The 21,241-nt window shown below is 70.5% G+C and carries 17 protein-coding genes; 14 read left to right on the forward strand and 3 right to left on the reverse strand.

What is annotated here, in order from left to right:
- Positions 1-49: 49 nt before the first annotated feature.
- Positions 50-586, reverse strand: coding sequence for an HNH endonuclease (locus tag AQJ27_RS19590; protein WP_067370302.1), 537 nt, complete (start codon positions 584-586; stop codon positions 50-52).
- A 273-nt stretch (positions 587-859) separates the two neighbouring features.
- Between AQJ27_RS19590 and AQJ27_RS19595 the strand changes: the two genes are divergently transcribed.
- Positions 860-1,969, forward strand: coding sequence for a mechanosensitive ion channel family protein (locus AQJ27_RS19595; protein ID WP_235613478.1), 1,110 nt, complete (start codon positions 860-862; stop codon positions 1,967-1,969).
- Positions 1,970-2,119: 150 nt separating this feature from the next.
- On the opposite strand, the gene AQJ27_RS19600 is transcribed toward AQJ27_RS19595, so the two are convergent.
- Positions 2,120-2,428: a hypothetical protein gene (locus AQJ27_RS19600; protein ID WP_067370305.1), complete on the reverse strand. Its 309-nt coding sequence runs from the start codon at positions 2,426-2,428 to the stop codon at positions 2,120-2,122.
- Entirely contained in the window at positions 2,421-2,996 is a 576-nt protein-coding gene (locus AQJ27_RS19605) for a hypothetical protein (protein ID WP_067370308.1), read from the reverse strand. The genes AQJ27_RS19600 and AQJ27_RS19605 overlap by 8 nt, the downstream gene beginning before the upstream one ends.
- A gap of 356 nt (positions 2,997-3,352) precedes the next feature.
- Here AQJ27_RS19605 and AQJ27_RS19610 point away from each other — a divergent pair, with 356 nt between their 5' ends.
- The 13 genes from AQJ27_RS19610 to AQJ27_RS19670 all read left to right on the forward strand — a co-directional run bounded on the left by AQJ27_RS19610 (position 3,353) and on the right by AQJ27_RS19670 (position 21,197).
- On the forward strand, positions 3,353-4,189 hold the full coding sequence (locus AQJ27_RS19610) for a hypothetical protein (RefSeq protein WP_067370312.1): 837 nt from the start codon (positions 3,353-3,355) through the stop codon (positions 4,187-4,189).
- Between the two features lie 295 nt (positions 4,190-4,484).
- Positions 4,485-5,696 (forward strand): ROK family transcriptional regulator, encoded by a 1,212-nt coding sequence (locus AQJ27_RS19615; RefSeq protein ID WP_067370315.1) that lies wholly within the window; start codon positions 4,485-4,487, stop codon positions 5,694-5,696.
- A gap of 86 nt (positions 5,697-5,782) precedes the next feature.
- Positions 5,783-7,120 (forward strand): ABC transporter substrate-binding protein, encoded by a 1,338-nt coding sequence (locus AQJ27_RS19620; protein WP_067370318.1) that lies wholly within the window; start codon positions 5,783-5,785, stop codon positions 7,118-7,120.
- A 15-nt stretch (positions 7,121-7,135) separates the two neighbouring features.
- Positions 7,136-8,077: a carbohydrate ABC transporter permease gene (locus tag AQJ27_RS19625; RefSeq protein WP_067370321.1), complete on the forward strand. Its 942-nt coding sequence runs from the start codon at positions 7,136-7,138 to the stop codon at positions 8,075-8,077.
- Positions 8,078-8,082: 5 nt separating this feature from the next.
- The gene (locus tag AQJ27_RS19630; protein ID WP_067370324.1) at positions 8,083-8,976 is read left to right on the forward strand and encodes a carbohydrate ABC transporter permease; all 894 of its coding nucleotides are present in this window, start codon (positions 8,083-8,085) and stop codon (positions 8,974-8,976) included.
- A gap of 7 nt (positions 8,977-8,983) precedes the next feature.
- Positions 8,984-10,249 carry a 6-phospho-beta-glucosidase gene (locus AQJ27_RS19635; protein ID WP_067370327.1) on the forward strand — a complete coding sequence of 422 codons (1,266 nt, stop codon included), beginning with the start codon at positions 8,984-8,986 and terminating at the stop codon, positions 10,247-10,249.
- Positions 10,246-11,259 (forward strand): N-acetylglucosamine kinase, encoded by a 1,014-nt coding sequence (locus tag AQJ27_RS19640; RefSeq protein ID WP_235613479.1) that lies wholly within the window; start codon positions 10,246-10,248, stop codon positions 11,257-11,259. The genes AQJ27_RS19635 and AQJ27_RS19640 overlap by 4 nt, the downstream gene beginning before the upstream one ends.
- Before the next feature lie 523 nt (positions 11,260-11,782).
- Positions 11,783-13,234 carry a hypothetical protein gene (locus tag AQJ27_RS19645; RefSeq protein ID WP_235613495.1) on the forward strand — a complete coding sequence of 484 codons (1,452 nt, stop codon included), beginning with the start codon at positions 11,783-11,785 and terminating at the stop codon, positions 13,232-13,234.
- Positions 13,235-13,263: 29 nt separating this feature from the next.
- Complete coding sequence (locus AQJ27_RS19650; protein WP_067370638.1) at positions 13,264-14,283, forward strand: glutamate ABC transporter substrate-binding protein; 1,020 nt, start codon at positions 13,264-13,266, stop codon at positions 14,281-14,283.
- Between the two features lie 82 nt (positions 14,284-14,365).
- A complete protein-coding gene (locus AQJ27_RS19655) occupies positions 14,366-15,691 on the forward strand; it encodes a hypothetical protein (RefSeq protein WP_067370332.1) in 1,326 nt (441 codons plus the stop codon).
- Positions 15,692-15,710: 19 nt separating this feature from the next.
- Positions 15,711-18,269 (forward strand): serine/threonine-protein kinase, encoded by a 2,559-nt coding sequence (locus tag AQJ27_RS19660; RefSeq protein ID WP_067370335.1) that lies wholly within the window; start codon positions 15,711-15,713, stop codon positions 18,267-18,269.
- On the forward strand, positions 18,270-19,733 hold the full coding sequence (locus tag AQJ27_RS19665) for a PP2C family protein-serine/threonine phosphatase (protein WP_067370338.1): 1,464 nt from the start codon (positions 18,270-18,272) through the stop codon (positions 19,731-19,733).
- 117 nt (positions 19,734-19,850) lie between these two features.
- A complete protein-coding gene (locus AQJ27_RS19670; protein ID WP_067370340.1) occupies positions 19,851-21,197 on the forward strand; it encodes a vWA domain-containing protein in 1,347 nt (448 codons plus the stop codon).
- Positions 21,198-21,241: the final 44 nt, after the last annotated feature.

The following is a 21,241-nucleotide window of genomic DNA, read 5'->3' on the forward strand; positions in this document are numbered from 1 at the left end:
CGACAGGGTCACGGCGGGAGAGCCGCAGGGAACACAAAGGCCCGGATCGTCAGGCGGAAATGCCGTCGATCCGGGCCATCGCATCCTCCGCGCCGTACGGCTGCAGGTAGGGCAGCCAGCGCGGGTCCCTATGCCCCGTTCCGATGATGCGCCAGGCGAGCCCCGTCGGCGGGGCGGGTTTGTGGCGCAGGCGCCAGCCGATCTCGACCAGGTGGCGGTCGGCCTTGGTGTGGTTGCAGCGGCGGCATGACGCCACCACGTTGTCCCAGGCGTGCTGACCTCCGCGGGAGCGCGGGATGACGTGGTCGACGCTGGTTGCGACGCCACCGCAGTACATGCACCGGCCGCCGTCGCGGGCGAACAGTGCCCGACGGGTCAGCGGAACGGGCCCCCGGTAAGGGACCCGTACGAACCTCTTCAGCCGGACCACGCTGGGTGCGGGGACAGTAACGGTTGCACTGTGCATAAAGGCGCCGGATTCCTCGAGGCAGATGGCCTTGTTCTCAAGGACGAGGACGAGCGCGCGGCGGAGCGGTACGACGCCGAGTGGCTCGTACGACGCGTTGAGGACCAGGACGTGCGGCACGGATGCCTCCTTGTACGCCGGCGGCGCGTGGCTCGCGCCGGGACGATCTGCAGTCAGTCTCCCCTCTTGCCTGGTGGAAGCGCCACCATGTCCCGGTAACGGGCTGGGAGTGTTTTCGACCACACCCTCTTTCATCCCCAGGTGAGTAGGGTCTCTCCCTCGAACATTGCAACGATCCACACACGATGCCCCGTTAGTGTGGTGGTTCTGCCCGCCGCTGTCCTCACATGTCCCCGAGCCGCGGGCGGACCGCTACGCCTGGAGGTACCTTCCGTGTTCTTGACCGCCCTGTTGGCTTCGGGGTCCACCCCGTCGCCGTCCCCCTCGGCGACGACGGACCCGACGACCGCCACGCTTCAGGACGCCCAGCAGAGCGCGACCAACGCCGCCAGCTGGGTCGAGCAGAACTGGTCCACGTGGCTGGCGATCGGTCTGCGCGTCCTGTTGATCCTGGTGATCGCGGGGGTGCTGAGAGTGGTGGTGCGGCGGGCGATCACCAAGCTGATAGATCGCATGACCCGCACGGTCCAGGCGGTCGACGGCACGGCCCTGGGCGGCCTGCTGGTGAACGTCGAGCGCCGCCGGCAGCGCTCGCAGGCCATCGGCTCGGTCCTCCGCTCGGTCGCGTCCTTCCTGATCATGGGCACCGCCGCGCTGATGATCCTGGGCACGTTCCAGATCAACCTGGCCCCGCTGCTGGCTTCCGCCGGTGTCGCGGGTGTCGCGATCGGTTTCGGCGCCCGCAACCTGGTCACGGACTTCCTCTCCGGCGTCTTCATGATCCTTGAGGACCAGTACGGCGTCGGCGACACGATCGACGCGGGGGTCGCCTCCGGCGAGGTCATAGAGGTGGGCCTGCGCGTGACGAAGCTGCGCGGCGACAACGGCGAGATCTGGTACGTCCGCAACGGCGAGGTCAAGCGCATCGGCAACCTCTCCCAGGGCTGGGCCACGGCCGGCGTCGACGTCACGGTCCGCTCGAACGAGGACCTGGACAAGGTGAAGCGCACCCTCGACGAGGTCGCCGAGGCGATGACCAAGGAAGAGCCCTGGAACGAGCGCCTGTGGGGTCCGATCGAGGTCCTCGGTCTGGACAGCGTCCTGCTCGACTCCATGGTCGTCCGTCTCTCGGCGAAGACCATGCCCGGCAAGTCCCTCTCCGTCGAACGCGAACTCCGCTGGCGCGTCAAGCGCGCCTTCGACGCCGCGGACATCCGCATCGTCGGCGGCCCCACGGTGCCCCCGGAGGCGGAGCCCATCGACCCGACCGCCGCGGTGGCGGCCCCGTCGGTCCTCGGCAACCCGGCCTCCCCGCAGTCGGAGGCGACCGCCCCCATCCCGGCCCCCGCCTCGGCCCCGGCCGCGTCGAGCGCACCGAAGTAGGCCCCGGCCGTACGTGTGAGGGGGCGGCGCCCGGGTGTTCCGGGCGCCGCCCCCCTCTCACGTACGAGCAAGTCCACAGCTCCGGCATCAGCCATCGGCTCACGTACGGCGATCTCGTCGACCGGCCGCTCGGCCTCACCCGCTCAGCCGTCAGCCGGTCCGCTCTCGCCCCGTCGCGTAGAACTTCCCCACGTAGGCGCCAGAAGGCAAGTCGCTCTCCCGCATGAGCGAGAAGACCTCGGCCCCCTCCCCCGGCACCCCGTCCATCCGGAACGCCTCGGCGAAGCCCGTGTACTCGGCCTCCCCCAGCGCCGCGCAGTACTCACCCGCCTCGGCCTCCGCTCGGCCGATGGCCTCGTCCAGGGAGCCTGCGGTCCACAGCGTCACCCGCTCCTCGTAGACGCCCAGTTCACGATGGCGGAAGACACACCGAACGCCGTACCACGACTGCTCAGCCACGGGCGGTCCCGGACGCCAGCCCGGTCGCCCCGGCTATCTGACAGACCGCGGCGAACGAGGACCCCTTGCCCAGTCCGGCCACCCCCAGGAGTCCCTCACCGTCCCGGACGTCGAGGACGACGTCTCCCGAGGGCGCGTCGAAGGACATCGATCCCCAGACGGACTGCTTCCCCCGCCCGGGACGCCACCGGAAGTGGATCTCCTCGTGGCCCTTCTCGGCGACGAGGAACGCCCGCTCCGATGCCGCCAGCTTTTCGCGGACCCGCTCCTGCCACCCGTCCGAGACCGGCACCGGGCGCAGTACGTGCGTCTGCCGGTCGTCCAGCGCCTCGACGGAGAGCGGGATGCCGGCCGCACCGGCCCGCCGCCGCAGCGACCGGACCCCGACGGCCGCCGTCGCGAACGTGAGGATCCCCCATGTCAGAGGGCTGAAGACCAGTTCCCCGCTCACGGAATCCCAGGTGAGACCGTCGTTCACAAGGTCGATGAGCATCAGGGTGAGCGCCAACGGCACGCACTTGGCCGCGGCCGCGCGCCAGCAGGCCATCAGCAGCTTCACGGGCTTCATGCGCGAGGCCCCCGTCCCGCCCCACCCCGCACCAAACGGTTCACTCTCATGTGGCCGGATCCTATGAACAAGAACCTGTGAAGGTGACCGGATATCACCGCCGCCACCATCCCCCTTTGACGTCGCATCACCGTCCCCAACGCCGCAGATCACCTCAAAGCTCCGCACCCCGTCCCACCTGCGCATCTGCCGATCGTGACGAAGCCGTGATGCGTCCGGAGCGCGCCCTCGAAATTAATCTCCTTCACATACCCCCCGTATTTCGGCCACATCCGGAGGACGTCTACTGTCGCCCCAACAGCGGCCCTTGTTCTGGAGCTCCACGCCCAGGGGCCCGCTTCGAATGTGGGGAATCCATGCGCAAGTTCGCCATCGGCGCCGCCGTTTCCGGTGCCCTGGCCCTGTCCGCCCTGGTCGTGCCGTCCGCGTCGGCCGCCACGCCGGACCTCACCTTCTCCCACGTGGTGGTCAACAACGGCAAGGCGATCGTTGTCGGCACCACCAGCACGGTGAGGGTCCCGATCACGTACACCCTGACCCACCCGGTCGACCTCGTCATCGACAACAAGACGGGCATCGCGGGCATCGCGCTCTACCGCGGATCGTCGCTCTCGAAGATGCAGAACGAGATGGAGTCGGACGACGTCCCCAGCTGCACCACGACCTCGACGACCGCCACCACGGTCACCGACTCCTGCACCGAGGTCATCGCCATCGAGCCGCAGGACTACTTCTTCGGCGCGTCGGACGCCGGTACCTGGAAGGTGGCCGGCTTCTACGGCCTCAGCACCTCGACCACCGACGACTCCGGCAACCACATCAGCGTCAACTACGGCTACGACATGTGGGGCGGCCTCGGCACCACGCAGATCAAGCGCGCCGCCAAGCTCACCACCGACGCCACCCCCGAGCCGGTGAAGAAGGGCAAGACCCTCACCGTCAAGGGCGCGCTCACCCGCGCCGACTGGGAGACCGCCAAGTACTCCGGCTACACCGGTCAGCCGGTCGCCCTCCAGTTCAAGGCCAAGGGCGCCACCGCCTACAAGACCGTCAAGACGGTGACCTCCGGCTCCAAGGGCGCCCTGACCACCACGGTCAAGGCCTCCGCCGACGGCTCGTACCGCTACAGCTTCGCGGGCACGACCACCACGGGCACCGCCACGGCCACGGGCGACTACGTCGACGTGAAGTAAACGAGGCCGGGTCCTCCCCCGGCTCACCGCAAGTCGCCCCCGCGGCACACAGATTCGTCTGCGGCGGGGGCGACTTCGTGCGTCCGGGGGAACTCCGGGGCGAGGATGCGGACCTCCGGCCCAGGTAACGACTCTGTTGCCTCGGGGGCGGTTTCTCTTGACGCCTCCGTGGCCCGCGGCCTACCTTCCTCCCACCAATAGGAAACTTTCCTAACAATGATCTTGCAGTGGACTTCCCCGCGGCCACCCTGGGAAGCTGAGCGACTGGGCAGTTGAAAGGCAGGTGTCGACAAACATGGCAGGATCCGCCGGTACGCCGGGCACCCCGCGCGTCCTGCGCGCCATGAACGACCGCGCCGCCCTCGATCTGCTGCTCGCGCACGGACCGCTCTCGCGGACCAGGATCGGAAAGCTGACCGGGCTGTCCAAGCCCACCGCCTCCCAGCTCCTCGCCCGGCTGGAGGCCGCCGGACTCGTGCTGGCCACCGGCACGAGCGAGGGGCGGCCGGGCCCCAACGCCCAGTTGTACGCCGTCAATCCGAGGGCCGCCCACGCGGCGGGCCTGGACGTCACGCCCGAGCGCATCCTCGCCGCCGTCGCCGATGTCACCGGCCGCACCGTGGGCGAGTACGAGCTGCCCACCCCGGGCCGGCACCCCGCACAGCCCGTCGTACGCCAGATCACCGACGCCCTCGACGGCGCGGTGAAGGCGGCGGGGCTGGCCCGCGGCGACGTCCACCGGCTCGTCATCGGCACACCCGGCGCCTTCGACCCCAACACCGGCCGCCTGCGGTACGCCTCCCACCTGCCCGGCTGGCACTCCCCCAGCCTCCTCGACGAGCTCGCGGCCGCGCTGCCGATGCCCGTCGAGTACGAGAACGACGTCAACCTGGTGGCCATCGCCGAGCAGCGGCTCGGGGCGGCGCGCGGGCACGAGGACTTCGTACTGCTGTGGAACGAGGGCGGCCTCGGCGCCGCCCTCGTCCTCGGCGGCCGACTGCACCGCGGCTGGACCGGCGGCGCGGGCGAGGTCGGCTTCCTGCCCGTGCCCGGCGCACCCCTCGTACGCCAGGTGACCAAGGCCAACAGCGGTGGCTACCAGGAGCTGGCCGGCTCCCAGGCCATTCCCAAGCTCGCCCGCGAGCTGGGCATCCAGCCGGTGCCGAGCGGGCCCTACGCCGAGGTCGCCGCCGCCCTCGTCGAACAGGCCGCCCGCATCAACGAGGGGCCGCACCTGCGGCTCCTGGAGACGTACGCGACCGGTCTCGCCACCGGTCTCGCCTCACTCGTCTCCGTGCTCGACCCCGAACTCGTCGTGCTCAGCGGCGCCTCGCTCACCGCCGGCGGCGAACCGCTGCGCGTCCTGGTGCAGGCCGAGCTGGAGGAGCTGGCCGCCTCCCGACCGCGCCTCGTGGTCGGCGACGTACACGAACACCCCGTGCTGCGCGGCGCGTTGGAGAGCGCGCTGGCGGCCACCCGCGACGAGGTCTTCGACACCTCCCGCTGAGTCCCAGCCCTCGACCGACTCCCCGTCCCGCGAATCGTCCCGCGAACACCACCACCACCGCCGCCCTGCCGTAGGGAGACCCCGCCATGCCCGGAATATCCAGGAAAGTCGCCACAGCTCTCGCCGCTTCCGCCTCGCTCGCCCTCCTCACCACCGCCTGTACCGGCCAGTCGCCCTCGGGCGCGAGCGACGACGCCTCCAAGGACACGACGATCAACTTCTGGCACGCCTGGAGCGCGCCCGGTGAGATCGCGGGCGTGAAGGCCCTGGTCGCGGGCTTCGAGAAGGCGCACCCCAACATCCACGTCAACATCGTCGCCAACATGACCGACGACAAGATCAACCAGGCCCTGCGCTCCGGCGGCGACAAGGCTCCCGACGTGATCTCCTCGTTCACCACCAACAACGTGGGCAAGTTCTGCTCCTCCGGCGCCCTTGTCGATCTCAACCCCTTCTTCAAGAAGGCGGGCATCGACCCGACGACGACCTTCCCGAAGGCGATGAACGAGTACAGCCAGTTCGACGGCAACCGCTGTACGGTTCCGCTGCTCGGTGACGCGTACGGCCTCTACTACAACAAGAACGCATTCAAGAAGGCCGGGATCTCCAGCCCCCCGAAGACCTGGTCCGAATTCGAGGCGGACGCGAAGAAGCTCACCGTCTCCAAGGGCGACTCCTACTCCCAGCTGGGCTTCATGCCGAACTACCACGGCTGGGAGTCCACCACCGAGCACTACTTCGGGCAGTTCTCCCCGACGTACTTCGACAGCAGCGGCAAGTCGACCCTCGCCAAGGACCCCGCTTTCACCGCCGGATTCACCCTCCAGAAGAAGCTCGTCGACGAACTCGGCGGCTACCAGAAGCTGGACAAGTACCGCTCCAAGCTCGGTGACGAATGGGGCCCCAAGCACCCCTTCCACACCGGCCAGGTCGCCATGCAGCTGGACGGCGAATGGCGGCTCGGCATGGCCGAGGAGGCCAAGCCGGACTTCGAGATCGGCGTCGCCCCGCTGCCCGTTCCCGACGACCAGGCCGACCAGTACGGCAAGGGCTACATCACCGGCACCATCGCGGGCATCGCGGCCACCAGCAAGAAGCAGAACGCGGCCTGGGAACTGGTCAAATACATGACCACGGACACGGACGCGGTGGTCGGCTTCGCCAACGCGATTCACAACGTCCCCTCCACGCTGGCCGCGCTCAAGTCGCCGAAACTGAAGTACGACCCGCGCTTCAAGACGTTCCTGGACATCGCCTCGAACCCGAACTCGACGACGACTCCCGCGTCCATCAACGGCGGCACCTACCTCGTGACGATCCAGCAGTTCGGATACGACTACGAGAGCGGCAAGGCGAAGGATCTGAAGGCGGGTCTGCAGAAGACCGCCGCGCAGATCGACACGGACATCGCGCAGGCGAAGTAGTAGACGGGCACGGACATGAGCACCGTCACTCTGGCTTCGAAGCGGCGCCGATCGGCGCTGCGCACCCTCGCCTTCATGTCGCCGTGGCTGATCGGCTTCGCGGTCTTCTTCGCCTATCCGCTGCTCTCGACCGTCTATTTCTCGTTCATGCACTACGACGGCTTCAAACCGCCGACGTGGAGCGGGACGAAGAACTGGACCTACGTCTTCGAGCACTACCCGCTGTTCTGGCCCGCGCTGCGCAACACCCTGTGGCTGGTGCTGGTCATGGTCAGCCTGCGGGTCGTCTTCGGACTCGGCGTGGGCCTGCTGATCACGAAGATCAAGACGGGCACGGGCGTCTTCCGCACCCTCTTCTACCTCCCCTATCTCGCCCCGCCCGTCGCCGCGACGATGGCCTTCGCCTTCCTCCTCAACCCCGGTACGGGACCGGTCAACTCGATCCTGGAGAAGGTCGGCATCCCGGCCCCCGGCTGGTTCAACGACCCCAGCTGGTCCAAGCCGGCCCTGACCCTGCTGGCCCTGTGGGGCATCGGCGACCTGATGGTCATCTTCATGGCCGCGCTGCTCGACGTACCGACGGAGCAGTACGAGGCGGCGGAGCTGGACGGCGCCTCGGCCTGGCAGCGGTTCCGGTACGTCACGCTGCCGAACATCTCGCCGATCGTGATGTTCGCCGTGGTCACCGGCGTGATCCAGACCATGCAGTACTACACCCAGCCACTGATCGCCGGGAAGGTCGCGTCGGGCGTCATCCAGGGCGCCGGTACGCAGTTCGAGCCCGGCTACCCCGACAAGTCGACGCTCACCCTGCCGCAGCTCGTCTACAACCTCGGCTTCCAGCGCTTCGACTACGGCTCCGCCTGTGTGGTCGCGCTCGTGCTCTTCGCCCTGTCCATGGTGTTCACCGCGTTCCTGATGCGGCGCCGGGGCGGTCTCATCCAGGCAGGTGACTGACAGCCATGACACAAGTACTCGACAAGCCCGTGGAGTTGCGGGCCCCGGTCTCGCCCGCCGAGCGCACCGCCCGCCGCAAGGCGCTCCTGGAGTGGGTCGCGATCCACGCCCTCGGCGTCGCCGCCGCCCTCTTCTTCGTCCTCCCCTTCGTCTTCGTCTTCCTGACCTCCCTGATGAGCGACTCGCAGGCACTCAGCCGCGATCTCATCCCGCACACCTGGGAGTGGGGCAACTACCGCAAGGTCTTCGACACCCCCGGCTTCCTCACCTGGTGGAAGAACACACTGCTGTACGCCGGTGCCGGCACCGTCCTGACGGTCGTGTCGTCGATCCCGGTGGCCTACGCCCTCGCCAAGTTCCGCTTCCGGGGCCGGAACCTGTCACTGATGCTGGTCATCTCGATGATGATGCTGCCGCCGCAGGTCGTCATCATCCCGATGTACCTCTTTTGGGCGAAACAGCTGGACCTGTCCGGCACACTGTGGCCGCTGATCATCCCGATGGCCTTCGGTGACGCGTTCTCCATCTTCCTGCTCCGCCAGTTCCTGATGACCATCCCGAACGAGTACCTCGACGCGGCGAAGGTCGACGGCTGCGGGGACCTGAAGACCCTGCTGAAGGTCGTCCTGCCGATGGCGAAGCCGGGTATCGCCGCCGTGGGCCTCTTCCAGTTCTTCTACGCCTGGAACGACTACTTCGGCCCGCAGATCTACGCCTCCGAGAACCCCGGCGCCTGGACCCTCTCCTACGGGCTGGAGTCGTTCAAGGGCGCGCACCACACCGACTGGAACCTCACCATGGCCGCGACCGTGCTGGTCATGGCCCCCGTGATCCTCGTGTTCTTCTTCGCACAGAAGGCGTTCGTCGAGGGCGTCACGCTCACCGGAGTGAAGGGTTGACACACACATGAAACTCACCGTGGTCGGCGGAGGGTCGACCTACACACCCGAACTCATCGACGGCTTCGCCCGGTTGCGGGACACCCTGCCCGTCGAGGAACTGGTCCTCGTCGACCCGGCCGCCGACCGCCTGGAGCTGGTGGGCGGCCTGGCGCGACGCATCTTCGCCAAGCAGGAGCACCCCGGCCGGATCGTCACGACCTCGGACCTGGACGCGGGCGTCGAAGGCGCCGACGCGGTCCTGCTCCAGCTGCGCGTCGGCGGCCAGGCGGCCCGCGAGCAGGACGAGACCTGGCCGCTGGAGTGCGGCTGCATCGGCCAGGAGACGACGGGCGCGGGCGGTCTGGCGAAGGCGCTGCGCACGGTGCCGGTGGTGCTGGACATCGCGGAGCGCGTCCGCCGTACCAACCCCGACGCCTGGATCATCGACTTCACCAACCCGGTCGGGATCGTGACGCGCGCGCTGCTCCAGGCGGGCCACAGGACGGTCGGGTTGTGCAACGTGGCGATCGGTTTCCAGCGGAAGTTCGCCGGCATGCTCGGCGTCGCCCCCGTGGACGTCCATCTGGACCACGTGGGTCTCAACCACCTCAGCTGGGAGACCGGGGTGCGCCTCGGCGGCCCCGAGGGCGAGAACGTCCTGCCGAAGCTGCTGGCCGAGCACGGCGACTCGATCGCCGACGACCTGCGCCTGCCGCGCACCCTCGTGGACCGCCTGGGCGTGGTCCCCTCCTACTACCTGCGCTACTTCTACGCGCACGACGAGGTCGTACGAGAGCTGCGGACGAAGCCGTCACGGGCGGCGGAGGTCGCCGCGATGGAGCGGGAGTTGCTGAAGATGTACGGCGATCCGGCGCTCGACGAGAAGCCGGAGCTGCTCTCCAAGCGGGGCGGCGCGTACTACTCCGAGGCGGCCGTCGACCTCGCCGCCGCGCTGCTCGGCGGTGGCGGCAGCCCCTACCAGGTGGTCAACACCTACAACAGGGGCACCTTGCCCTTCCTCCCGGACGACGCGGTGATCGAGGTGCAGGCGGCCGTCGGTCCGCACGGCCCGACACCACTGCCGGTCCTGCCGGTCGACCCCCTGTACGCGGGGCTGATGGCGGCCGTGACGTCCTACGAGGACCTGGCCCTGGAAGCCGCCCTGCGCGGCGGCCGCGACCGGGTCTTCCGGACCCTCCTCGCCCACCCCCTCATCGGCCAGTACGAGTACGCCGACGCCCTCACCGACCAACTGATCGCGCACAACCGGGAGCACCTCGCGTGGGCATGACGTCATCCGGACCCGGCGCCGGGACGGCCGCCGGATCCGACCCCGCGGGCATGGTCCTGGCCATCGACGCGGGGAACAGCAAGACCGACGTCGCGGTCGTGTCCACGGACGGGCGGGTGATCGGGGCCGCGCGCGGCGGGGGATTCCGGCCGCCGACGGTCGGGGTCGCCACGGCCGTGGACACCGTGGGCGAGGCCGTCGCCCGCGCCTTCGCCGAGGCGGGCGTCGACTCCGTGACCCATGTCTCGGCCTGCCTCGCCAACGCCGATCTTCCCGTGGAGGAGGAGCAGTTGGCGGCCGCGCTGCACGCGCGCGCGTGGGGCACGAGCGTGGAGGTGCGCAACGACACGTTCGCGATCCTGCGCGCCGGGATAGCGGAGCCGCGCGGGGTCGCCGTCGTGTGCGGCGCGGGTATCAACTGCGTCGGCATGCGTCCCGACGGCCGCACCGCCCGTTTCCCGGCGCTCGGCCGGATCTCCGGGGACTGGGGCGGTGGTTGGGGCCTGGCGGAGGAGGCCCTGTGGTACGCGGCCCGCGCGGAGGACGGCCGGGGCGGACCCACGGCCCTGTCCCACACCCTCCCGGCCCACTTCGGCCTGTCCTCCATGTACGCCCTGATCGAGGCGCTGCACCTGGAGCACATCGAGCACGACCGCCGGTATGAACTGACTCCGGTGCTGTTCGCGACGGCGGCGGAGGGTGACGAGGTCGCTCGCGCTCTCGTGGACCGGCTCGCGGACGAGGTCGTCGCGATGGCCACGGTCGCTCTGACCCGCCTCGACCTCCTCGCCGAGGAGACCCCCGTCCTCCTGGGAGGCGGTGTCCTTGCCGCCCGCCACCCCCAACTCGACGACCGGATCCGCGAACTCCTGTCGGCCCAGGCTCCCAAGGCGGTCCCCCAGGTGATCTCGTCCCGCCCCGTACTGGGCGCCGCCCTCCTGGGCCTGGACCACCTCCACGCCCCCACCGAGATCCACACCCGCGTACGGGCCTTCTACGAGGGGGGTTGAGGGGCTTCGCCCCCCCCAGACCCCGGGTGGTCTTTTCGGCTGCGGGTGAGTGGGGGCTGGTCGCGCCGTTCCCCGCGCCCGTAAAGGCCTGGGGCTGACCGGCGTTTGATGGGGGGCCGGGGCGCAGCCCCGCGGCCCAGGGGCGCGGGGAACGGCGCGAACGGCCCCCACTCACCCGCGCCCGAAAAGACCACCCCTCGCACATACCCCGCGTACCGGCGCATTCGAAAGGGAACCGAACACACACCGGCCGCGTATTCATGGTCAGGGGGGCAGCGCGGAGCGCCGCGATCGCGCTGCCGTCCGAACGGGCCACCGCTGTACGAAGGGTGGGCTGCAATCCGAACAAGATCGAGTCAAGGCCTGTGCGGATGTCAGTCCCGGCGGCGATACTTGCGGCCGTGTACCTCTCTTCGTGCTCCCGCGCACGCGGGGGAGGTGACCGACGGATGACCATGGGGGAGGTCAAGTGACACAGCCGCCGAAGGGCACGGCGCCACCGGGGCAGCCGGCCACGCCCACGATGCCTGCCGTCCCACCGCAGTCCGGCGCGACAGCGGCCCAGTACGGCGCGACGGCGACAGCGACGGCGCCGCGGTCCGGGCCCCCCTCACCACCGGGCAGACCCGCCACGCCCGACACCGCCCCCGCACGCCGCACCGCCTGGGCGGAGGGCGTGGACCGCCTGCGCGCCGCGGCGACGACGGAACCGGGCCGGCTGCGCCTCATCGGCGCGGTCCTCGCCCTCCTGGTCGTCGCGTTCGGCGCGGTCACCGCCTGGCAGATGACGGAGCGTTCGAGCGCCGCGGACGACGTGCTGCACAGCAGCCAGCCGCTGAGCGCCGGCGCCGCGGACATCTACCGTTCGCTCGCGGACGCCAACACCGCGGCCTCCAGCGGCTTCCTCGCGGGCGGCCAGGAGAGCGCGGACACCCGCGACCGGTACGAGAAGGACATCCGGACGGCCGCGCAGGGGCTCATCACCGCCGCCGCCAACTCCGACCCGGGATCCCCGTCCACGGACACGATCGCCAAGCTCAACAAGCTGCTGCCGGAGTACAAGGGCCTGATCGAGCGGGCCCGCGCCAACAACCGGCAGGGCTATCCGCTCGGCGGCGCGTATCTGCGGTACGCGAACGAGAAGATGCAGCAGCAGATGCTCCCCGCGGCCGAGGATCTCTACAAGCGGGAGAACGCCCGGCTGAGCGCCGACTACGCCGACGCGAAGCCCTACCCGTGGGCCGCGATCGGTCTCGGCGTCCTCGCGCTCGGCGGGCTCTTCTGGGCCCAGCGACGCCACTACCACCGTACGAACCGGGTGTTGAACCAGGGACTGGTCGCCGCCACGGCCGCCTCCGCGGTGGTGCTGCTCTGGCTGGTGGTCGGGCACAGCGTGGCCCGGGCCGGGCTGAACTCCTCGTACGACCACGGGGTCCGCTCACTGAACGTGCTGCACGACGCCCGGATCGCCTCTCTGAAGGCGCGGGGCAACGAGAACCTGACGCTGGTCAGCCGGGGCGCGGAGACCAAGCAGGTGTCCACGACGCAGGTCATGGACCTCTACGACTACGACTTCCAGCAGGACATGAAGACCCTCACCAAGGGCCTGGCGCTGGCCGAGGGCATCGCCGACGACACGGCGGGCAAGAAGCCCGTCGAGGCCGCGACGGCCAACATGAAGGTTTGGAAGTCCCGCCACCAGGAGGCCCGCACGGCCGACGACTCGGGCGACTACCAGGGCGCTTTGAACAAGGTGATCGGTTCGGCGGCCGACAAGCCCACCGGTGAGTGCTTCGACGGCGTGGACACCAACCTCGCGGCGGCGCTGACGCACGAGGAGAGTGAGTTCAAGCAGGCGGCAGGCAACGGCCGGGACGCGATGAGCGGGCTCCCCGCGGGCGCGGCCGTCCTCGCGGTGCTGGCCGCGGCGGGCGCCCTGCTGGGCATCGGGCGCAGGCTTTCGGAGTACCGGTGAGAGGGGGAGCGGTGAAAGGGGGCATGGCGATGACCGCACGACGTCTGAGGGCGAGCCTGAAGGGCTGGGGCGGCGTGGGCGCGATGGCCCTCGCCCTGGTCGTCACCGCCGTCTTCGCCCTGTTGCTGCCGCTGAGCAGCGCCCGCGGGGACGGCAGCACGGGCACCGGCGGCCAGGGCGTGGGCCAGGGCATCCAGGCCAGGGCCGACACGTGCACCGACCCGCAGGACCAGAGCCCCTCCCCGTCCTCCGACGACAGCGGCGAGACGATCACGGCCATCAAGCAGCGCGGTTATCTGTCGGTCGGCGTCGACCAGAACAGCTACCGCTGGGGCTACCGCGATCCGAACAACACGGCGAAGAGCAGCGACCTGGAGGGCTTCGACATCGATCTCGCGCACGAGATCGCGAAGGAGATCCTCGGCGACCCGAGCGCCGTCCGTTTCCACGCCATCCCCACCAACCAGCGCATCCCCGCGATCAAGTCCGGTCAGGTCGACATGGTGGTGCGCACCATGACGATCACCTGCTCCCGCCTCAAGGACGTGGCCTTCTCGGCCCCCTACTTCCTGACCGGGCAGCAGGTCCTGGCCCCCAAGACCTCGGGCATCAAGGGGTACGACGAGACGCTGGCGGGCAAGCGGATCTGCTCGGCGGCGGGCTCGACGGCGTACGACAAGCTGTCGGCCGACAAGAAGGCGGGCGCGCTCACCGCCTCCGCCGACATCACCACCACCGTGCCCAACCAACTCGACTGCCTGGTGCGGCTGCAGCTCGGTCAGGTCGACGCCGTGGTGACCGACGGCGCGCTCGCCGCCAGCCAGGCGGCGCAGGACCCGACGGTCGAGCTGAAGGGCAAGACCTTCACCGACGACTACTACGGCGTGGCGATGAAGTTGGGCGCCGACGATCTGGTACGCCGGGTCAACCAGGTACTCGTGGACTACCGCAAGAGCGGCGGCTGGCAGGCCTCGTACACCAAGTGGCTGTCCGCGACCCTGAAGGCGGACTCCCCGTCGGCGACTCCGCCGACGGCGCACTACAAATGACGGAAACCGGGTAACGGCGGCGCGGACGACGCGGCCGGCGGGAACGCAAGCGACGGGCACGACCGAGAGCGAGAGGTGATCGATGGGCGTCACGGGACCCCCCGAGCCGGTGATGGACCGGGACGAGGTGGACCGTGCGCTGGCGCGGCTCGGCGCGGAGCACGAGGCCATCGAGACCTCACTCCTCGCCCTGCAGGACCACGCGGGCCGCAGACTCCTCGAGGGCGCCGAGCTCACGGGCACGACCAAGGAGCGCTGGTCGACCGCGGACGCGTCGATCACGCTGCTGTGGGCGTACTTCGACGCGTACACGGACGCGCTGCGCTCCGCCCGCGACATCCGTTCCCGGCGACGCTGGTCGAGCCGTGAGGACCTGGTCGACCTGACCGAGCTGCTGCGCGGCGCGGGCATCACGGTCGCCGGCTCGACCACCGCCGCGGCGAACGCGCCGACGCTCACCGGCACCGGCAGGCTCAGCGAGCGGTTCTCGCTGGTCGCGCTGGTGGAGCGGATGAACGAGCTGTACGCGTCCTCGCTCGACATGGTCGTCGCGGCGGACGCCGTCTGGTCCGCGCTGCCCGCCCGGATCGATTTACTGGCCGCGGAGCTCCAGCGCACCCGCCAGCTCGCGCACTCCGTGGGCGTACGCCCCGGCGAGCACCCGGCGGGCGACGACCTGGAGCGGATCACCCGGACGCTGAGCACCCTGCGTCAGCAGGTCGTCTCCGACCCGCTGGCCTTCTGGGCGCCCACGAAGGGCAGTTCGGCGCCCGGCGGCGGACGTCCCGACACGACGACGTACGACCGCGAGGCGCGCGCGCTGGAGGACGTGCGCCGCGAGATCGACGCGGTGCTCACCGTCCGCCAGGACGCGGAGGCCCGTCTCGTGCGGCTGCGGGACGTGCTCAGTCGCGCCGACCGCACGCTCGCGGAGGCGAGGAGCGCCCGCGGTGAGGTACTGGCGAAGATCGCCGCGTCCGAGGTGCCGGCCGTCAGCGGGCCGCCTACGGTGCTGCAGGAGCAGTTGGCGACGGCCGCGGAGTACCGCAGACACGCCCAGTGGCACCGTCTGTCGCCCCTCCTGGAGGCGCTGGAGGAGAAGGCCGAGGACGAGTTGCTGCGCGCCCGCGAGTCGTTGACCGCGGTCACCCAGCCGCTCGCGGTCCGCGCGGAGCTGCGCGGCCGCCTCGACGCGTACAAGGCGAAGGTGGCCCGGCACGGCCTCGCGGAGGACCCGTTCCTCATCGAGCGCTACGACGCGGCCCGACGCATGCTGTGGAGCGCGCCCTGCGATCTGCGGGTGGCGGAGGAGGCGGTGCTGCGCTATCAGCGGGCCGCCGTCGATCTGCTCAGCCCGCGGGTGCCCGAACAGGGCGGGCCCACCGACCGTAGGGGGCCACACGCGTGAGCGTTGAAGGTGATGCAGTGTGAGTGAGCAGCAGAAGTGCCAGCGGCCCGGTTGCCCGGGGTCGTACGAGGACGTGGGCGGCGGCGAGCTGTACTGCGACACGTGCGGTCTGGCACCCGTCGTCGCGTCGAACGGCATGGTGGGCTCGCCCCCGACCGGACTCACCGCGGGCGGCAAGGGCTCGCGCGGCTCCGGCAGCAGTTCGCGGGCGAGTTCCCGCAGCTCCAGTTCCCGTACGTCCTCGCGCTCCTCCCAGTCGCGGCGCTCGGTCTCCGGGCGCCTGTCGCGCTCGCTGTCCGGCAACGCGAGCAGCCGCTCGGTGTCGGTGCGCAGCTCGGGCTCGACCGCCTCCTCCAGTGGCCGCGGACGGCTCGGCGTCGGGCTGGTGCAGGTGCCGGACGTGCCGCGGCCCGACCCGCGCGCGATGGTGCTGGAGAACCCGGAGGTGCCCGAGCGCAAGCGGTTCTGCTCGCGCTCCGACTGCGGGGCGCCGGTGGGCCGTTCGCGCGGTGAGCGGGTGGGGCGCACCGAGGGGTTCTGCACCAAGTGCGGTCACCCGTACTCGTTCGTGCCGAAGCTGCACACGGGCGACATCGTGCACGGCCAGTACGAGGTGGTGGGCTGTCTCGCGCACGGCGGGCTCGGCTGGGTCTACCTCGCCGTCGACCGCGCGGTCTCCGACCGTTGGGTGGTCCTCAAGGGCCTGCTCGACACCGGCGACCAGGACGCGATGGCGGCGGCGATCTCCGAGCGGCGCTTCCTCGCGGAGATCGAGCACGCCAACATCGTGCGGATCTACAACTTCGTGGAGCACCTGGACCAGCGGACGGGTTCGCTGGACGGGTACATCGTCATGGAGTACGTCGGCGGCAAGTCGCTGAAGGAGATCGCCAACGACCGTCGTACGAAGGACGGCAAGCGCGATCCGCTCCCGGTGGAGCAGGCCTGCGCGTACGGCATCGAGGCCCTGGAGGCGCTCGGCCATCTGCACAGCCGCAATCTGCTGTACTGCGACTTCAAGGTCGACAACGCGATCCAGACCGAGGACCAGCTCAAGCTGATCGACATGGGCGCGGTGCGCAGGATGGACGACGACGAGTCGGCCATCTACGGCACGGTGGGCTACCAGGCGCCGGAGGTGGCCGAGGTCGGTCCCTCGGTGGCGAGTGACCTCTACACGGTCGCCCGCACCCTGGCCGTGCTGACCTTCGACTTCCAGGGGTACACGAACGTCTTCGTGGACTCCCTGCCGGACCCGGACAACATCGAGGTCTTCCGGACGTACGAGTCCTTCTACCGGCTCCTGGTGCGCGCCACCGACCCCGATCCGGCGCGCCGGTTCGCGTCCGCGCAGGAGATGGCGGAGCAGCTGACGGGTGTGCTCAGGGAGGTCGTGTCCCTCCAGACGGGGCGGGCGCGCCCTGCCCTGTCCACCCTGTTCGGGCCGGAACTGAAGGTCACGGACACCGAGTTGTTCGGGAAGCTGGACGGGGACGTGTCACGGCTGGGGGCGCGCGCGGTGCCCCTGCGGGGGAGAAAGCGCGCGCCCGCGCCGCCCCCCGGCAGCAACGGAGCGGGGGTGAACGGGACCCCGCCGCTCCCCCTGGCTCCCGCTCCGGTCCCGGCCGCTCTGGTCAAGCCGCTGAACGCCGCGGCGACCGCGCTCGCGCTGCCGGTCCCCCGGGTCGACCCGGGGGATCCCAACGCCGGTTTCCTCGCGGGCCTGATGGCCTCGGCGCCCGCGGAGCTGATCACCGCGCTGCACGCGGCGCCCATCGGCTCTCTGGAGCTGCGCCTGCGCGAGCTGCGGGCCCGGCTGGAGATGGGCGAACTGGCCAGTGCGAGCAGGGCGCTGGAGGCGCTGGAGGCGGACCATCCCGACGACTGGCGGGTGGTCTGGTACCGGGGTGTCGCGGCCCTGGCGACCGGGGAGCACGAGACCGCGGCGCTGTCCTTCGACGCGATCTACGACGCCTTCCCGGGCGAGCCCGCGCCCAAGCTGGCCCTCGGGCTGTGCGCGGAGGTGCTGGGGCAGTTGGACAACGCGGGCGAGTACTACCGCCTGGTGTGGACGACCGACCCCAGCTATGTCAGCTCGGCGTTCGGCCTGGCCCGCGTGCAGCTCGCGGCGGGCGACCGCCGCGGCTCCGTACGCACACTGGAGTCCGTGCCGGAGTCGTCGATCCACTACACGGCTGCGCGGGTCGCGGCGGTGCGGGCGCGGCTGCGGCAGCGGCTGGCCGAGGAGGCGGCGGCCGCCGCGTTCCTGGACGATCTGACCGCCGCCGCGGGCCAGGTCGAGGCTCTGGACGGATACGGTCTGGACGCGGTGCGACGCGAGCAGTTGTCGACGGAGGTCCTAGGCTGCGCCCTGGACTGGGTACTCTCCGGTAGCCGGAGTTCCGCCCCGCAGTCCGGCGGCGGACCGGTGCTGCTCGGCAGTGCGGTGGACGAGCGCGGTCTGCGTTTCGCACTGGAGCGTTCGTACCGCACGCTGGCCCGCCTCGCGCGGGGCGGCGAGGAGAGGATCGACCTGGTGGAACGTGCCAACCGTTACCGCCCCCGGACGTGGGTGTGATTGATGTCCCAGATGCCCCAGCCGACGGCCCTTTCGCGGTGCCCCAGTTGCGAGGAGCCCCTGGAGGCGGGTGACCGTTTCTGCGGTGCGTGCGGGTACGACCTGTCGGCGGTGCCCGCACCGCCCCAGGACCACCCCACGATCGCCATGAACGGCTCGTCGACACGCCCCTCCGAGGCCGCCGCGTCCCTGGACTGGCCCCTCGCGCCGGAGCCGGCGAGCTCCGACACGCCCGCGCCGGTGCACCGGGCGACCGACATCCGGGGCACGGACTCGGGTGGCTCCGAACTCCCCCACCCGGACACGGAGTCCACGGCGGCCCAGCAGCCGGGCGACCACCCCGCGGGAGTACAGCCTTCGGGTGCACAGCCTTCGGGCGGGCAGCCCTCAGGTGCACAGCCTTCGGGCGGGCAGCCTTCGGGCGTACGGTTCGACCGGCCCCCGGAGCCCGACGAGTACCCGCTCGCCCCGCCGGCCGGAGCCCCCGCCGAGCCCGTCGTCGATCCGCGGACGGCCGACCTCGGCGCACCCGTCACACCCCCCGCGGGCACCAAACTGTGCGTCGCCTGCCGCTCCGGCCATGTGGACAGCGACGGCTACTGCGAGAACTGCGGGCACGCCCAGCCGCGCGAACGGGACCACATGGAGCAGGAGTTGGGTGCGGTGGCTGCGGTCAGCGACCGGGGCCTGCGCCACCACCGCAACGAGGACGCGTTCGCGATCTCCTCGACGGCGCTGCCGGACGGCTCCCCCGCGGTCGTCGCGATCGTCTGCGACGGGGTCTCCTCGGCGACCCGCCCCGACGAGGCCTCGCTCGCCGCGTCGCGGGCGGCGGGCGAGGCGCTGCTGGCGGCGCTGCCGCTCGGCACCCACCCGCAGCAGGCCATGCACGAGGCGATCCTCGCGGCCTCCGAGGCCGTCAACTCGCTGGCCGAGGCGCCCCCCGCGCACGAGGAGCACGCCCCGCACCAGAACGCGCCCGCCTGCACCCTCGTCGGCGCCGTCGTCACCCCCGCCCTGCTGATCGTCGGCTGGGTCGGCGACAGCCGCGCCTACTGGGTCCCCGTCGACCGGAGTTCACCCCCCGCCCGGCTCACCGAGGACGACTCCTGGGCCGCGCAGATGGTCGCCGCGGGCCTGATGAGCGAGGCACAGGCGTACGCCGACGAGCGCGCCCACGCCATCACGGGCTGGCTCGGCGCGGACGCGTACGAACTGGAGCCGCACACCGCCTCTTTCAAGCCGGACCGGCCGGGTGTGGTGGTGGTGTGCACCGACGGACTGTGGAACTACGCGGAGGCGGCCGAGGAGATGGCCGAGGTCGTGCCGCTGGACGCCGCCGAAAGGCCCCTGCACAGCGCCCAGGTCCTGGTGGGTCACGCCCTGGACGGCGGGGGCCACGACAACGTAACAGTGGCCGTCGTGCCGTTCCCGGCCCCGCCGCAGGGGGCAGGATCGGCCTGAGGCCGCGAAAAGGCGCAATCCGTGCCCACGGGGACGGCCTCGGACCGGAGGGGACCGGTCCGCATACAGTCATCGCCTCCGCCAACTACCGGAGGTCTTGAGGGGGACGAAGAAGGCATGGCCAATTTCTCGAAGTCGAACGTGCCGCAGTTCTCGGTCGACGTGTACCAGAACGAGTACCTGCCCGAGGGCGGCCGCGAGGTCAACGCGATCGTCACGGTGAGCGCCACCGGCGGCGGCACCGTCGGGAGCGCGGTCGGCGCGCCCCACCTGTACGCGGCGGGCCAGAGCCCGGACGCCGCCGTGGCCATCATGGTCGACTGTTCCGGCTCGATGGACTACCCGCCGACCAAGATGCGGGGCGCCCGTGAGGCCACGGCCGCCGCGATCGACACCCTGCGCGACGGGGTGCGCTTCGCGGTGATCGGCGGCACGCACGTCGCCAAGGAGGTCTACCCCGGGAACGGGCGCCTCGCGGTGGCGGACGCGGCGACCCGCGGCCAGGCCAAGGAGGCGCTGCGCAGGCTGAGCGCGGGCGGCGGTACGGCGATCGGCACCTGGCTGCGCCTCGCCGACCGGCTGCTGTCCTCGGCCGAGGTGTCGATCCGGCACGGCATCCTGCTCACCGACGGCCGCAACGAACACGAGTCGCCGCAGGACCTCAAGGCCGCCCTCGACTCCTGTGCCGGACGTTTCACGTGTGACGCGCGTGGAGTGGGTACGGACTGGGAGGTCAAGGAGGTCACCGGGATCGCCTCGGCCCTGCTCGGCACCGCCGACATCGTCGCGGACCCGGCCGCCCTGTCCGCCGACTTCACGCAGATGATGGAAACAGCCATGGGCAAGGAGGTCGCGGACGTCGCGCTGCGCCTGTGGACGCCGGTCGGCACCGAGATCAAGTTCGTCAAGCAAGTGGCCCCCACGGTCGAGGAGCTGACCGACCGTCGCACCGAGGCGGGCCCGCGCGCCGGCGACTACCCCACCGGGTCCTGGGGCGACGAGTCCCGCGACTACCACGTGTGCGTCGAGGTCCCCTCGGCCGGAGTGGGCCAGGAGATGCTGGCCGCCCGGGTCTCGCTCGTCGTGCCGCAGGGCGACGGGGGCGTGCACAACCTCGGCGCCCAGGGGCTCGTCAAGGCGGTGTGGACCGATGACATGGTGGCCTCGACGAGGATCAACTCCCAGGTCGCGCACTACACAGGTCAGGCGGAACTGGCGCAAGTCATCCAACAGGGTTTGGATCTTCGCAAATCGGGAGATGTCGACGGAGCAACGGCCAAGCTGGGCCGGGCCGTTCAGCTCGCGAGCGCGTCGGGCAACGCCGATACTGCGAAACTGCTTGCGAAGGTGGTGGACGTGGTCGACGCCGCGGCAGGTACTGTGCGATTGAAGGCAAGGGTCGAAGAGGCCGACGAAATGACCCTTGAGACACGGTCCACAAAGACTGTTCGTGTAAAGAAGTAGCGAGCCCAGTTCCCGCTGGGAGCTGGAGAAACCCGGTCATAACG

Origin of the sequence: Streptomyces olivochromogenes (assembly GCF_001514115.1) — a bacterium.
GTDB classification, from domain to species: Bacteria; Actinomycetota; Actinomycetes; order Streptomycetales; family Streptomycetaceae; genus Streptomyces; species Streptomyces olivochromogenes.